At 57.1% G+C, this 13,246-nt stretch carries 14 protein-coding genes, 2 tRNA genes and 1 pseudogene; 8 read left to right on the top strand and 9 right to left on the bottom strand.

The annotated features are described in order from the left end of the window. Nucleotide 1: 1 nt before the first annotated feature. Nucleotides 2-1,078 (bottom strand): PA0069 family radical SAM protein, encoded by a 1,077-nt coding sequence (locus tag DHN60_RS13445; RefSeq protein ID WP_108837846.1) that lies wholly within the window; start codon nt 1,076-1,078, stop codon nt 2-4. 206 nt (nt 1,079-1,284) lie between these two features. On the opposite strand from DHN60_RS13445, the gene DHN60_RS13440 reads away from it, so the two are divergent. Genes DHN60_RS13440 through DHN60_RS13430 form a run of 3 tightly spaced genes read left to right on the top strand, consistent with a single transcriptional unit; the run spans nt 1,285 to nt 3,188 of the window. Continuing rightward, entirely contained in the window at nt 1,285-1,986 is a 702-nt protein-coding gene (locus DHN60_RS13440; RefSeq protein ID WP_108837845.1) for a B12-binding domain-containing protein, read from the top strand. Nucleotides 1,987-2,019: 33 nt separating this feature from the next. Continuing rightward, nucleotides 2,020-2,565 (top strand): thioredoxin family protein, encoded by a 546-nt coding sequence (locus DHN60_RS13435; RefSeq protein WP_108837844.1) that lies wholly within the window; start codon nt 2,020-2,022, stop codon nt 2,563-2,565. Further along, nucleotides 2,556-3,188, top strand: a complete 633-nt coding sequence (locus DHN60_RS13430; RefSeq protein ID WP_108837843.1) for a DUF1638 domain-containing protein — start codon at nt 2,556-2,558, stop codon at nt 3,186-3,188. Before DHN60_RS13435 ends, DHN60_RS13430 begins: the two co-directional genes overlap by 10 nt. A gap of 93 nt (nt 3,189-3,281) precedes the next feature. Here the strand turns inward: DHN60_RS13430 and DHN60_RS13425 are convergent, their stop codons facing one another. After that, nucleotides 3,282-3,686 (bottom strand): SufE family protein, encoded by a 405-nt coding sequence (locus tag DHN60_RS13425; protein ID WP_108837842.1) that lies wholly within the window; start codon nt 3,684-3,686, stop codon nt 3,282-3,284. 131 nt (nt 3,687-3,817) lie between these two features. Between DHN60_RS13425 and DHN60_RS13420 the strand changes: the two genes are divergently transcribed. Then, nucleotides 3,818-4,342 carry a hypothetical protein gene (locus DHN60_RS13420; RefSeq protein ID WP_108837841.1) on the top strand — a complete coding sequence of 175 codons (525 nt, stop codon included), beginning with the start codon at nt 3,818-3,820 and terminating at the stop codon, nt 4,340-4,342. Between the two features lie 7 nt (nt 4,343-4,349). Here DHN60_RS13420 and rnd read toward each other — a convergent pair whose 3' ends face one another. The 3 genes from rnd to purM all read right to left on the bottom strand — a co-directional run bounded on the left by rnd (nt 4,350) and on the right by purM (nt 7,221). Then, nucleotides 4,350-5,510 (bottom strand): ribonuclease D, encoded by a 1,161-nt coding sequence (rnd, locus tag DHN60_RS13415; RefSeq protein WP_108837840.1) that lies wholly within the window; start codon nt 5,508-5,510, stop codon nt 4,350-4,352. 74 nt (nt 5,511-5,584) lie between these two features. Continuing rightward, nucleotides 5,585-6,175 carry a phosphoribosylglycinamide formyltransferase gene (purN, locus tag DHN60_RS13410; protein ID WP_108837839.1) on the bottom strand — a complete coding sequence of 197 codons (591 nt, stop codon included), beginning with the start codon at nt 6,173-6,175 and terminating at the stop codon, nt 5,585-5,587. Further along, the gene (gene purM, locus DHN60_RS13405; protein ID WP_108837838.1) at nt 6,172-7,221 is read right to left on the bottom strand and encodes a phosphoribosylformylglycinamidine cyclo-ligase; all 1,050 of its coding nucleotides are present in this window, start codon (nt 7,219-7,221) and stop codon (nt 6,172-6,174) included. Before purM ends, purN begins: the two co-directional genes overlap by 4 nt. Before the next feature lie 133 nt (nt 7,222-7,354). Between purM and DHN60_RS13400 the strand changes: the two genes are divergently transcribed. Then, nucleotides 7,355-7,431 (top strand) — tRNA-Ile (locus tag DHN60_RS13400). A gap of 205 nt (nt 7,432-7,636) precedes the next feature. Here the strand turns inward: DHN60_RS13400 and DHN60_RS13395 are convergent. From DHN60_RS13395 to DHN60_RS13385, 3 genes are all read right to left on the bottom strand, one after another. Beyond that, a complete protein-coding gene (locus DHN60_RS13395) occupies nt 7,637-8,341 on the bottom strand; it encodes a tetratricopeptide repeat protein (protein WP_108837837.1) in 705 nt (234 codons plus the stop codon). Nucleotides 8,342-8,710: 369 nt separating this feature from the next. Next, nucleotides 8,711-9,160: a DUF4442 domain-containing protein gene (locus DHN60_RS13390; RefSeq protein WP_108837836.1), complete on the bottom strand. Its 450-nt coding sequence runs from the start codon at nt 9,158-9,160 to the stop codon at nt 8,711-8,713. An 85-nt stretch (nt 9,161-9,245) separates the two neighbouring features. Continuing rightward, entirely contained in the window at nt 9,246-10,565 is a 1,320-nt protein-coding gene (locus tag DHN60_RS13385; protein WP_108837835.1) for an ATP-binding protein, read from the bottom strand. Nucleotides 10,566-10,626: 61 nt separating this feature from the next. Here DHN60_RS13385 and DHN60_RS13380 point away from each other — a divergent pair, with 61 nt between their 5' ends. Together DHN60_RS13380 and DHN60_RS13375 are read left to right on the top strand one after the other, a co-directional pair. Next, nucleotides 10,627-11,538, top strand: a complete 912-nt coding sequence (locus DHN60_RS13380; RefSeq protein ID WP_108837834.1) for an MBL fold metallo-hydrolase — start codon at nt 10,627-10,629, stop codon at nt 11,536-11,538. 71 nt (nt 11,539-11,609) lie between these two features. Beyond that, nucleotides 11,610-11,684 (top strand) — tRNA-Asn (locus tag DHN60_RS13375). A 496-nt stretch (nt 11,685-12,180) separates the two neighbouring features. On the opposite strand, the gene DHN60_RS13365 is transcribed toward DHN60_RS13375, so the two are convergent. Beyond that, nucleotides 12,181-12,507, bottom strand: coding sequence for a hypothetical protein (locus tag DHN60_RS13365; protein WP_159089211.1), 327 nt, complete (start codon nt 12,505-12,507; stop codon nt 12,181-12,183). Between the two features lie 597 nt (nt 12,508-13,104). Here DHN60_RS13365 and DHN60_RS13360 point away from each other — a divergent pair. Further along, nucleotides 13,105-13,246: pseudogene (locus DHN60_RS13360) on the top strand (IS3 family transposase); the annotation flags it as partial.

Raw genomic sequence — 13,246 nt, 5'->3', positions numbered from 1 at the left:
GCTAAAACAGGCTCAGCTGTGCGGATTCAGGAGCCGGGCGCTGGAACAGGTCGGTGCGCATGGAAGGCGCCGTTTCCTTTAATCCCAACCGCTTGATCGCCACCGCAAAGCGGGCGGCCACCATCTCGGCATAGGCACCCTCGCCTTTCATTCTGTGCGCCCAACGCGCATCGTATTCCTTGCCCCCGTGCATTTCGCGCAACCGCGCCATAATCCGCCCCGCTCGGTCGGGGTAATGGGCCGCCAGCCAGTCTTGCCACAGAGCCGACACTTCACGCGGCAAACGCAACATGATCCAACTCGCCGTTCGCGCACCAGCCTCCTTGCCGCGCTTCAAAATCTCTTCCAACTCGGGGTCGGTCAACGCAGGCACCATCGGTGAGGCCATGATCCGCACTGGAACCCCTGCCCCGCTCATGCGTCGGATCATGAGCAATCGACGCTCAGGTGCCGGAGCGCGCGGTTCCATCAACCGTGACAACACACGATCGAGGGTCGTTACCGATATTCCAACGCGGACAAGCCCACGCCGCGCCATTCGTCCGAGAATATCAAGGTCTCGTTCGATCAAAGCGCCCTTTGTGACAATGGCGACTGGATGGCCGCAATCCTCCAGCACCTCAAGGCAGGCCCGCATGATTCCATGCTCTTTTTCAATTGGCTGGTAAGGGTCGGTGTTGGTGCCAATTGCTATTGGTGCGACAGCATACGTCCGTTTGGCCAGTTCAGCTCGCAAAACATCCGGCGCATCCGGGCGCGCGATCAGCCTTGTTTCGAAATCCAACCCGGGAGAGAGACCCAGATACGCGTGGCTTGGCCGGGCAAAACAATAGACGCACCCGTGTTCGCAACCGCGATATGGATTGATTGAGCGATCAAAGGGCAAATCAGGAGAACGGTTATAGGTGATGATCGAGCGTGGGTGCTCAATACCGACCTCGGTGCGCAGCGTCGGCAACTCCTCATCCTTGGCCCATCCGTCATCGACAGAATGACGCGTGATGGGCTCAAATCGCCCAACCACATTGCTAAGCGCCGCGCGTCCCCTGGGACTTCTTGTTTGCAGGTCTTTACTCATCCAAAAATACTAGAACATAATGTGAACATACGCCAGAAAACAGTTCCAAATCAGACACAGCAAGGGCAAAATGCAACGGCGCTATGTGCCTCAGGTCGCGGCTGATCCGAACCATGTCGTAATTCGGACAGTCCATCTGCGGCAATCTGACAAATTGGCGATTAAATTGGCACGGCGCTTGCGCGCCCGAACTTCAAGGAACGGCCATGTCTGAAGAAGACGAAATCATCCTGTCGGAACTCGACGACGAAGAGCTTGTCCAACAGATGTTTGACGACCTCTATGACGGTCTGCGCGAAGAGATCGAAGAAGGCGTGAACATCCTGATCGAGCGGGGCTGGGTCCCCTATGACGTGCTGACCAAGGCACTTGTCGGTGGCATGACCATCGTCGGGGCTGATTTCCGCGATGGTATCCTGTTTGTACCTGAAGTGCTGCTGGCAGCCAACGCCATGAAAGGCGGCATGGCCATCCTCAAACCCCTGCTTGCCGAAACCGGTGCGCCGCGTGTGGGCAAGATGGTGATCGGGACGGTCAAAGGCGATATCCACGACATCGGCAAAAACCTCGTGTCCATGATGATGGAAGGTGCGGGTTTCGAAGTTGTCGATCTGGGGATCAACAACCCTGTCGAAAACTACCTGGAAGCCATTGAAAACGAAGGCCCGGATATCCTTGGTATGTCCGCCCTGCTGACCACCACGATGCCCTACATGAAGGTCGTGATCGACACGATGGTCGAAAAAGGCATCCGCGATGATTATATCGTTTTGGTCGGCGGTGCGCCCCTGAACGAAGAGTTCGGCAAGGCGATTGGGGCCGATGCCTATTGCCGCGACGCCGCTGTCGCCGTTGAAACGGCCAAGGAATTTGTTGCGCGCAAACACAACCAACTGGCGGCCGGCTAAACTCGGCCCCTCGCAAGGTGCGAAAGGACGGCCATGCTGACAGGACCCCCTGTATGTGACTTTGGTTGGGCCGCACCTGCGTTCGAATTGCCGGATGCAAGCGGGACAGTGCATCACTTTGATCAGCTGCTCGGTCCCAACGGGTTGCTGATCGCATTCATCTGCAATCATTGCCCCTACGTGATCGCCATTGCTGACCGCCTAGCACAGGATGCGCGGGCGCTGATGGACGACGGTATCGGCGTTCTGGCCATTATGTCCAACGACTATCAAAGCTATCCGGCAGATGCGCCGGAGCGGATGATAGAATTCGCCAACAAATACAGCTTTCCTTTCCCTTATCTCGTGGACACGGATCAAGTTGTTGCACGGGCCTATGATGCCAAATGTACCCCTGATTTTTTCGGGCTAAACGCAGATGGTCTTTTGCAATATCGCGGACGCTTGGATGACGCGCGGATGGGCGATGCGGCGGGACGTACCCCGGAACTGGTCAACGCCATGCGCTTGATCGCGCAGACCGGTGCAGGTCCGCAGAATCAAACGGCCAGCATGGGCTGTTCAATCAAATGGCGCTGAACGATTCACACCTCACCGAACACGGGCTGGAGATCAAAGGCAGCGGTCGGATTCTGCTGATCGCCTGTGGCGCGCTGGCGCGTGAAATCCTTGATCTCAAGGCGCTGAATGGATGGGACCACATGGACCTGACCTGCCTGCCCGCGAAACTGCACCTCTACCCCGAAAAGATCACAGAGGAGGTGTCAAAAGCGGTTACAAAGCACCGTAGCTCCTATTCTACCATCTTCGTCGTCTACGCCGACTGCGGGACAGGCGGGTTGCTTGAGGTAGCTTGCAAGGAGCTTGGCGTCGAAATGATTTCAGGTCCACATTGCTACAGCTTTTTTGAGGGAAATGAACGCTTTGCATCCCACAGTGAAAGTGAAATTACTGCCTTTTACCTCACGGATTTTCTAGTCCGGCAGTTTGAGGCATTCATCCTCAAGCCCATGGGGTTAGACCGCCACCCAGAACTGCGCGACATGTATTTCGGAAACTATGAAAAGCTCGTCTACCAAGCGCAAACCGACGACCCGGCCCTGACAGAAAAAGCAAAAGCCGCGGCCAATACCTTGGGGCTGGCGTTTGAACGCCGTTTCACCGGCTATGGCGATCTCAAGACCACGCTCGCTGAACTCTGACTTTCGCTGAACTCAAAGAGTCTTCAAGGAGCGCAGCAACGCCACGCGTCCAAATCTCTGCTCCAAGCACAGCTTTCCCTAACAAAAAATCGGTTACGTCGCGGCCACGCTGCGCACGCGTTCGATCATCGCGCGTAATCCATTAGAACGCTGTGCAGACAGATGGTCGTTTAGCCCAAGCCGCGCCATCTCTGCGCGTGCATCCACGGCTAATACAGCTTTGGGCTCCAATCCGTTGTAAAGACGTCGTAAAACCGCAATCAGACCCTTAACAATCATCGCGTCGCTGTCGCCATCAAAATACAACTGTCCGTCCTCGACGACCGCGTGCAACCACACCTGCGATGCACAGCCGTCTACTTTGGTCGCGGGAACTTTGAGCGCATCGTCCAACGGGGCCATCGCCTTGCCCTGCTCGATCACATAGCGATAGCGGTCCTCCCAATCCTCAAGGAACTCAAAGTCTTCCACGATCTCTTCGAATGCTGCCGTTGCCATGTCACCCTCACGTCCGTCTGTCTGCCCGGTGACCTAGGCGCTGTCCCGCCAAAGGTCCAGTGCACCAATGGACGCTTTTCAAGCGGTGCGACATCCGTTACCAACATGCCAAGCAAAAACACGAGCAGCCAATGCGCCTTTTGACTACATCAGTTCTGATCGCGACGCTTGGTCTGAGCGCCTGCGGAGAAAGCCGTCTGAACCCCGTGAATTGGTTTGGGAACGGTCGCTCCCAGCCCCCAGCGAAGATTACACCTGTAGAGACCAACCCGCTCATCCCAACCGAGGAACGTGGAAATCTGTTCAGTACCTTCGGTCGTCGGGAGGTCGTTTACACTGGCACTCCGGTGGATCAGGTCACAGAATTGGTGGTCGAAAAGGTGCCCGGCGGCGCGATTGTGCGCGCGTCAGGCTTGTCCGCCTATGATGGCCCATTTGGCGTGCAACTGACCCCAATCAACGAAGATGCAGAGCCTGTCGACGGTGTTCTGACCTACCGGCTCGAGGCCGAGCGGCCACGCAATGCCGGGCGTACCACTGCATCCCAAGTGCGTGTCGTCAACGTAGCGATAAAGCTGACCGATCGTGAACTTGCAGGCGTAAGAACGATCCGTGTCGAAGGGGTGCGCAACGCGCAAACATCTGCCCGACGATAGGTATGCGTTAGTCGAGCGCGATAATTCGCACATCCGCCCCATCAGCTGTCAACGCCACACGCCCTTCGCACAGACGTATCGCATCCTCGCCAAACACTTCTGATCGCCATCCTTGCAGCGCGGATACATCTCGTATTCCAGCCGCGAGCGCATCCAGATCTGAAGCGGTTGCGATCAGTTTTGCGGCCACGCCCGCGCTTTCGGTCTTGGCTTTCAACAGCACCCGCAACAAATCGGCGAGCGCCGGGTTCACCTGTAGCTTTTCGCGGCTGCGATCCGGTTTGGGTTGAACCTCGGGCGGCATCGCCACGCCGCGCGACACGGCCGACAAAATGCCATCGGCAATATCGCCCTTGCGGGCCTCCCGCAAAAGCAGCCGCGAGCGTCCCAGATCCTCAAGGCTTTTGGGTTTGTTGCTGGCCAGTTCAACCAGAGCATCGTCCTTAAATACACGGTTGCGCGGGATGTTGCGGTTTTGCGCATGGCTTTCTCGGAATGCGGCCAGTTCCTGCACGACAGCGAGGAATTTTGATGACGAGGTCCGCGTCTTGACCCGCTTCCAGGCGTTCTGTGGGTCGATGATGTAAGTCTCGGGGCTCAGCAGAATTTGCAATTCTTCGCTGACCCAGCGCGCCCGTCCGCTTTCCGCCAATTTGGCGGCAAGAAACTCGTAGATTTGGCGCAAGTGTGTGACGTCGGCCAGTGCATAGGTCTTTTGCGCGTCCGTCAATGGGCGGCGCGACCAGTCCGTAAACCGTGATGTTTTGTCGAGTGGCTGGCGCGCGATCTTGCGTACGAGCGTTTCGTAACCGACCTGCTCACCAAAGCCGCAGACCATGGCTGCAACTTGCGTGTCAAACAGTGGCTCGGGAAAGACCTGCGCGTCGACATAGAATATCTCTAGGTCCTGCCGCGCGGCGTGAAACACCTTTACCACGGATGTGTCGCGGAACAGGTCGTAAAGTGGTTCGAGCGACAAACCATTGGCCAATGGATCAACAAGAACCGCGCCGCTGTCATCGGTGCCGGGCATTGCCAGTTGCACAAGGCAGAGTTTGGAATAGTAGGTGCGTTCCCGCAGAAACTCCGTATCGACCGTCACATAATCATGTTGCGCTGCCTCTGTGCAGAATGCGGCGAGGTCTTCGGTCGTGGTGATCGTTTTCATACAAGAGCTTCTATGCTGCGCGGTGGTCATCACCGACTGGTTAAAATGAGGCTATAGCAAAGCCAGAGGGGTTGCTAGAGCGTGATGGGAGACGTGTCCCCGGCGGCAAAGCGGCGCAAAACGGCCGGATAAAGAACGTGTTCCTTGGCCAGCACCCGAGCGGCAAGGCTGTCAGGGGTGTCGTCTGGATCGACCGGGATCCGCGCCTGCCCCAGAATGGGGCCATCATCCAGCGCAGGCGTAACCAGATGAACGCTACACCCGTGTTCGGTGTCCCCGGCTTCTAACGCACGGGCATGGGTGCGCAGGCCCTTATACTTGGGCAACAACGAGGGATGGATGTTAAGCATCCGGCCCTGCCACGGGGTCACAAACCCCGCCGTCAGCACCCGCATGAACCCTGCCAGACAAATTATGTCCAGCTCGTACGGCTCAAGCGCGTTGTTGATCGCAGATTCGAATGCGGTGCGGTCTTCGCCGAATGGGCGGTGGTCGATGGCTTCGGTTGCAATGCCTTGCGAGCGCGCCCACGCAATCCCACCCGCATTCTCGTTGTTGGACACGATCACAACAGCGCGCGCCGGGTGGTCATCCACCATGTCTTCGACCAGCGCGCGCATGTTCGACCCGCCGCCCGAGACAAAGATCCCGACCCGTTTGTTCACCAAAGAGTACCCGAGTAGGTGACGCCCTGCCCCGCCGTGACAGACCCAAGTGGGACGACGGTTTGGCCTGCATCGCTCAGTGCGTTTGTCACGTCTGCAACAGCATCTGGTGCAACCACAACAACCATCCCAATGCCTGCGTTAAAAGTTTTGAGCATTTCTGCTGGATCCATCCCGCCGCCCTGGGCCAGCCATTTGAACACTGGCGGCAAGTCCCATGCATCCAGATCCACTTGGGCGCCCAGACCGTCAGGCAAGACGCGCGGCAGGTTCTCGGTCAGGCCTCCGCCCGTAATATGGGCAAAACCGTGCACCCCGCCCGCCTCAATAGCGGCCAAAGCAGCGCGCACATAAAGCCGTGTGGGCGTCAAAAGGGCTGCACCCAATCTCCCTTCTCCCCACGGACACGGATCTTCCCATGCCAGCCCCGAGGCCTCGACAATCCGGCGCACCAGTGAGTAACCGTTCGAATGCACTCCGTCCGAGGCAAGGCCCAGCAGAACGTCACCTTCAGTGACCCCCGCAGGCAGCGCCGTTCCACGCTCCATCGCGCCGACGGAAAAGCCGGCCAGATCAAAGTCACCTTCCGGGTACATCCCCGGCATTTCAGCCGTTTCTCCACCGATCAGAGCGCACCCGGATTCGGCACAGCCTTTGGCAATGCCTTCAATGATCTGCGCGGCCTGATCCAGCTCCAACTTTCCAGTGGCGAAATAGTCGAGGAAAAATAGGGGTTCCGCACCTTGGCAGACCAGATCGTTCACGCACATCGCGACCAGATCAACGCCCACGCCGTCCACGTTGCCTGTATCAATGGCAATGCGCAGCTTGGTCCCGACACCGTCCGTGGCTGCGACCAGAACAGGGTCGGTGAACCCTGCCGCCTTCAGATCAAAGAGGCCGCCGAATCCGCCCAGCCCCGAAGCAACACCGGGTCGCTTGGTTGCTGCTGCCGCAGGCTTGATCCGTTCCACCAGCGCGTTTCCCGCATCAATGTCCACACCCGCTTGGGCATAGGTCATTCCATTCTTCTTTGGGTCGGTCATCGCGCGCTCCGGTAGTGGCCGTTTGGGTTCCCCTACCAAGGGCTTTGCCTGTGGTAAATGGGCTTGGGTGCGCGATGTGCCTTTTCAAGCGCTTGACCTTTGTTGATCGGCTGGCTAGCCAAGCATCCATGGCGGGCCTGTAGCTCAATTGGTTAGAGCAGAGCGCTCATAACGCTTTGGTTGCGGGTTCAAGTCCTGCCGGGCCTACCACATACCTTGGATTTTATTGATAAAACCCGCAATCCGTCCGCCCGTTATCCGTTTTGTTATACGTTTTCGTCATGCGGGCGTTCTGCTATGATTGGTCCAAGTTTGAGGCCGATCGCGCCCTGACCTCAATTCACCCGCCGCTGAAGCCGAGAATCATAAAAGGCCGAGAGTGCCCCCTCCTCGGCCTTTTTCATGAATGTCTGTCTCAGCAGTCTTTGTAGTCTTTAGCCACGCATTCCCGCGCAAGTCTTTGGGCTTTGGAAATGTCTTCGGCGGTCATTCTACCGGCAACGACATTTCTAGCGTTAGCCGCGAATTCATTTCCCGATTGGTCGGCAATGTTGAACCACATGAGAGCGTAGAGGTTGTCTTTCCCGACGCCTTGGCCATTGTCGTACAGAGTACCCAGATAGAACTGCGCGTCTGCGTCCCCTTGCTCTGCCGCCAATCGATACCATTTGGCCGCATCGGCGTAGTCCTGTGGGACACCCCTGCCGTTGTCGTACATCCAGCCCAGATTGGCCTGAGCGTCAGCGTTCCCTTGTTCGGCCGCCAAACGATACCATTTGGCCGCCTCAGAATAGTCCTGCGGGACGCCTCGACCAATGCCGTACATCATGCCCAAGCTGGTCTGTGCGTTAGAATTTCCCTGATCTGCTGCTAACCGATACCACTTGGCCGCCTCCACATTGTCCTGCGAGACGCCTCGGCCAGTGCGATACATCCAGCCCAGCATGACCTGCGCGCTTGCACTTCCCTGATCCGCCAGTGGTTGCCACTCGCGTAGAGCTGTTTCAAAATCGCCAACTTGTGCAGCTTCAAGCCCTTTGCCGAAATCCTGTGCAGACACGGTTTGCCCGCCGAAAATCAAAAGCACCGCCAGCGCACTAGCACCAAAAACCTGTTTCAAAACGTCCGCCTCCGCTACTCAAGCACAGGTTATGTACATCAGTTTGGAAACGCCAGTTGCACCTTGTGCCACCAAAGGGGACGCAGCTCACGGTGCACATAGGACGCACCACGACTCATCTGTTGATGCACAAGCGTCGGAGACCTCCTTCGCATCCAAATCCGGCTCGACCTCATCCTCGCTTAGGGCAAAAACGGAACTGCCGCAGGCGGACAGAATGTACGCCCTTCATGACAGCGAAGGTCCCCCTGAATCTCGACAGCGTTGGCATCAAAGACAACAGCAGCGCAAAAACGGCGCTCCGTCGGTCATAACAGTCAGGCCAGTGCACAAAGACACCGTGCCGTATTACGCGTCATCAATGGCGCCCTACTTTGCGCCTTTCACATGCCAATCAACCTGCATACTGGCAACGGTTTCGCCCGCCTCATCACGGATGTCGACAACGACAGAAAAGGTGACTTTTCCAACTTCTTTTAACGTGTCCAGCAATTCTGACCCCGGCGCACTGGTTTGTGCGGTGGCCGTCAGTCGACCTTTGGCGATCTTTACGTAAGAAATCTGCGCGCCGGATGCGACCGGGCGCACCTCGAGCAATACGGGTGCCAGCGCGCCGCCCAAAGCAGCCCCAGAGGCCGCCTCGCCCAGTGTGAACATAGCACCAGCGTGCTGGGTCTGGATGTGGTTAGACGTCTCTCGGCGTTGATCAAGTGCTGCCGTCGCGGTTCCGTCCCCAATCTCTATCAATTCGACACCGACATGTGCGGCAAAAGGGATGGCTTGGGTCATGTGAGCCTTGATCATGTCGTAGGGGGTCATTTTGTGCTTTCTCAATACCAAGGATGCCTTTGGATAAGGAGCTCATTGCCAACAAATCAAGTGTGCCGTGACGGCGCGAAACGCGTCAGCGTGCGATCACGATGTCAGCGCGCAGCCCCCCTAACGTCTCGCTGCGCCCCAGACGCAACACGCCGCCATGGGCGCGAGCAATATCTGTCGCGATGGCCAACCCGAGGCCAACACCGGAACCACGATCCTGATTGCGTGACTGGTCCAAACGCACAAAGGGGCGTTGGGCGTCTCCATACATGTCCTCGGGAATGCCTGGGCCGGCATCCTCAACCCGAAACCGCAAGGATTTGTCGCTCAGCCGCACCGACACCTCGGCGCGCTGCCCGTACCGCACAGCGTTGGTGATAAGATTGTCGAGCGCACGTTTCATGGCGGCAACGCGCAGGGTGACGGTTCCTGTCCCATCAACCTCGGCCATGGTTACGGCTTGACCGCCGCGCTGTGCATTGGCCACCAGATCAGTTGCCAGTGCAATCGGATCGGTCTCTTCGGGTTCGGCTTCGCTTTCACCTTTGGCAAAACTGAGGAAGGCATCAATCATCCCCTGCATGTCATCGACATCGCGCTCCAACGGGATGCGGTCCTCATCCTCAAGCATCGATAGCGCAAGGCGCATTCGTGTGAGAGGCGTGCGCAAATCGTGGCTCACCCCGGACAACATGAGAGTGCGGGTTTCGATCTGGCGTTCGATCCGTGTGCGCATGTCGACAAAGGCGGTGCCCGCAGCCCTTACTTCCGTCGCGCCCGAGGGCGTGTAGGGAATTACATTGCCACGCCCAAAGGCGTCGGCGGCATTGGCCAACCGCTTGATCGGGCGCAGTTGGTTGCGCATGTAGAAAAAGGCGACGATCGTGATCAACACCCCAAAGAATACCATGTTGACCAGCAATTGGTGGGGAGCGGATGCTGACACGCGACGCCGGTCGAACAGCAATTCGACCCAGCCTGCCTCAGTGTTAAGGATCAACCGGACCACGCGGTCATTTGACAGGTCGACTGCGGTGACTTCGGGCACCTGAATGTGCATCCGTTCCTTTATGGTGATGCCCGTAAAGTCGTACCAGAACTTCTGGTCTGTTTCTTCGGATGCGCCCGGCCCAGCCCGTCTGACAGTCATTGCCAAAGGGCCGATCACAGGCGCAGCGAGGGTTTCAAGATCGGTGGCCTCGTCTGCGTTCGCGATCACCGAAAGAACCAAACGCACTTCGCGCGACGCAGTGATGGTCATCTGCCTTGTGACATCCTCGTAGTGTTCCTTTACAAAAACGAAGGACACGACGGCTTGCACAACGACAACTGGCAGGACCATGATCAAGGCTGCGCGGGCATAAATGCCCCGAGGCAAATAATTTGTGAGCCATTGGAACGACATGGAGATACCCTATCGGGTGCGGTTCGTGACTTAAAGGAACAAGGCAAGGCGTACTGTAAAGATGAACGATTTCGATCCCCCGATTGGCGTGGCGGTGCCTCTTGAACCGGGTTTGCGACGGATCGTAGCCCCCAATCCTTCGCCTATGACCTTTCGTGGCACGAACACCTACCTTCTCGGCACCGAAGGCTTGGCGGTTATTGACCCCGGCCCCGACAACCCGGCCCATTTGGAGGCAATCCTAGACGCTGTCGGGCCGGACGAGCGGATCACCCACATCATCGTTACCCACAGCCACCTTGATCACTCTCCCCTCGCCCGTCCACTGGCGCAGGTCACAGGCGCGCCGGTGTTTGCCTTTGGCGGCGCCGAAGCCGGGCGCAGCTCGGCTATGGACACCCTCGTGAAATCGGGGATGGCTGGGGGTGGTGAAGGTATTGATCATGCCTTTTCTCCTGACGCAGTCCTTGCGGACGAGGCAGTGATACGTGGTGACGGCTGGACGCTGAAGGTGATCCATACACCCGGTCATTTGGGCAACCATATCTCGCTGGCATGGAACGATTCTTGTCTGACGGGGGATCATGTTATGGGTTGGGCCAGTTCTCTCGTCTCACCACCTGACGGGGATCTGACGGACTTCATGGCCTCCTGTGCGCGGCTTGCGCGTCGGTCCTGGCGGGTATTTTACCCCGGGCACGGAGAGGTGATCACGGAACCGAACGCGCGGCTTGACTGGTTGATTGCGCACCGAACGGGTCGCGAAGCGGCAATCTTGGCTGCTTTGGATGAAGGCCCTGCCCGCTCTGATGAGATCGCTCGGATCGTTTACACAGATACGCCCGCCGCATTGCTGCCGGCGGCCACGCGCAACGTATTGGCACATCTCATTGACCTCACAGGAAAATCTAAGGTGCGTGCGGTGGACCCATTGACCAGCAATGCCCGGTTCGAGCGTATCCCGCGATCTTAAAATTTTTTGCTGCACGGGCGGGAAAAGCCTCTGGACGGGCTAAATCCGCCTTGCTATACGGCGCGAACCGTTCCGGCGTAGCTCAGCGGTAGAGCAGTTGACTGTTAATCAATTGGTCGTAGGTTCGATCCCTACCGCCGGAGCCAAAAATTCCCCTTAAAATCACCGGCTTACCTCGTGACTGAGGGGGGTGCCTTCGGGCATTTTGGTCTCAGGCACCTTTGTGCAGCACTCATGAGCTTCGCGCCACTTGCGCCGCTTTTCTCCAAAAGCGCATATATCCGTAGGACTTATGCCCGCAGCCGCGTCAGACGCGGTGCACCCTCCCCTTCAACAAGAAACTTTCTCTCTGCTAGCGTATTCCTCGCAAAACAAGTTTCTCGCTGACGGCCCCTTGGCGCCCGCTTTGGCCATGTCAATCGAAACACCAAAAGTAAGAATCAAAAAAAATGGCCATTTGAACTCTGAAACCGAACATCAAAACTAGGCTCTGGACCTATTAACGGAGCGCGGTCTCAACGGCAGCTTTGACCCAAAGCAGACGCTGGCCAAAATTGCAGCTATGACTGGTTTGCGGACGACGCGGACATTGGCTGCGGTTTGCCTGAACGACCACTGTGCGGATGTAGTGGACCTTCGTCGCTAACGTTTGGCCAAAATATGCACCAAAAAAATCAGGCCGATCCAAATCGGTAAAAGAGTCGGCCAACCGATCAGCGCGAGAGGAAGTACCAACGCCCCGGCGCTAACTGCGAGGATGTCAGGCGTCTGAAATCCGTCAGACACAAGGTCTGGCAAAAGCCCGATGGCGCTGCCGAGTAGGCCTGCAAACGTTGCCACCAGAATGCCACCCATCGCCGCAAGAACCCATCCAAGTAGGCCACTTCGGCCAAATAAGTTCGACAAGGCGTAACCGGCGACAGCGCCCCCAACGCCCATCGCCACAAAATAGCGGACAATCAATCCCATTGGCTGTTCTGACCAATCTGTTTGTCTGAGCTGGTCAAAGTCTTCAAAGACCAGAGCCAAAAATAGCAGCGCGCTGGCAGCAGCGAGAAGTAAGCTCTCAGCCAATACTGGCGACCGGGTACTTGTTCTTGGTTTGGGGTTTTCCGACATTTAAGTTCGGAGCGTAAGTTATGCGGTCCCTTATTTCAACTTTTGATATCCCGCGCTGTCAGACCGCTTGTCTCTTCAATCGAGGCCAAAACGCCTGCGCCAAGCGCCAAAATGTGTACCTATTTGCCTGCCGGAGAGATAGCGTATACACGCATTGGTTGTTGCGTGCCTTAATCGCTCAGTGCGGTGTGTTTCTGCGATTGCTAACTTTCGGATGGTACGAACTTCGACGACACTCACTGAAACCTGTACAGACCTGAGTTTTAAGGCCCGGTAACTCGAATATGCCGTTCCCGTGTCCTTGTGTTAGTCCGCTGTTCGATAGGACCAAGCCTGATACGCAGTTTGATCTTCAGAACATTGTCTGACGTCAGCGCTTATGGGTCCAAATAGGGCAAATTGCTAAGAGAGTGTTCTTGGCTCATCGTAACCACCGAGGAGTGGAAGATGAGACAGACCAATGGAACACGCAAAAGCTCAGGCGAGAAGATCGTCAAAGACATCAAACGAGCGACCCGCAAGCATTACTCGTCCGAAGAGAAGATCAGGATCGTCCTGGACGGTCTGAGGGGCGAGGACAGCATAGCTG

The sequence above is a fragment of the Tateyamaria sp. Alg231-49 genome (genome assembly GCF_900143535.1).
Lineage (GTDB): Bacteria > Pseudomonadota > Alphaproteobacteria > Rhodobacterales > Rhodobacteraceae > Tateyamaria.
This window is presented reverse-complemented; position numbering and strand designations above follow the sequence as displayed.

Excerpts from the sequence above, each read along its gene's own strand:
- DHN60_RS13445 (WP_108837846.1), bottom strand. The coding sequence starts at position 1,078 with ATGAGTAAAGACCTGCAAACAAGAAGTCCCAGGGGACGCGCGGCGCTT.
- DHN60_RS13440 (WP_108837845.1), top strand. The coding sequence starts at position 1,285 with ATGTCTGAAGAAGACGAAATCATCCTGTCGGAACTCGACGACGAAGAG.
- DHN60_RS13435 (WP_108837844.1), top strand. The coding sequence starts at position 2,020 with ATGCTGACAGGACCCCCTGTATGTGACTTTGGTTGGGCCGCACCTGCG.
- DHN60_RS13430 (WP_108837843.1), top strand. The coding sequence starts at position 2,556 with ATGGCGCTGAACGATTCACACCTCACCGAACACGGGCTGGAGATCAAA.
- DHN60_RS13425 (WP_108837842.1), bottom strand. The coding sequence starts at position 3,686 with ATGGCAACGGCAGCATTCGAAGAGATCGTGGAAGACTTTGAGTTCCTT.
- DHN60_RS13420 (WP_108837841.1), top strand. The coding sequence starts at position 3,818 with ATGCGCCTTTTGACTACATCAGTTCTGATCGCGACGCTTGGTCTGAGC.
- rnd (WP_108837840.1), bottom strand. The coding sequence starts at position 5,510 with ATGAAAACGATCACCACGACCGAAGACCTCGCCGCATTCTGCACAGAG.
- purM (WP_108837838.1), bottom strand. The coding sequence starts at position 7,221 with ATGACCGACCCAAAGAAGAATGGAATGACCTATGCCCAAGCGGGTGTG.
- DHN60_RS13390 (WP_108837836.1), bottom strand. The coding sequence starts at position 9,160 with ATGACCCCCTACGACATGATCAAGGCTCACATGACCCAAGCCATCCCT.
- DHN60_RS13385 (WP_108837835.1), bottom strand. The coding sequence starts at position 10,565 with ATGTCGTTCCAATGGCTCACAAATTATTTGCCTCGGGGCATTTATGCC.
- DHN60_RS13380 (WP_108837834.1), top strand. The coding sequence starts at position 10,627 with ATGAACGATTTCGATCCCCCGATTGGCGTGGCGGTGCCTCTTGAACCG.
- DHN60_RS13365 (WP_159089211.1), bottom strand. The coding sequence starts at position 12,507 with ATGGGATTGATTGTCCGCTATTTTGTGGCGATGGGCGTTGGGGGCGCT.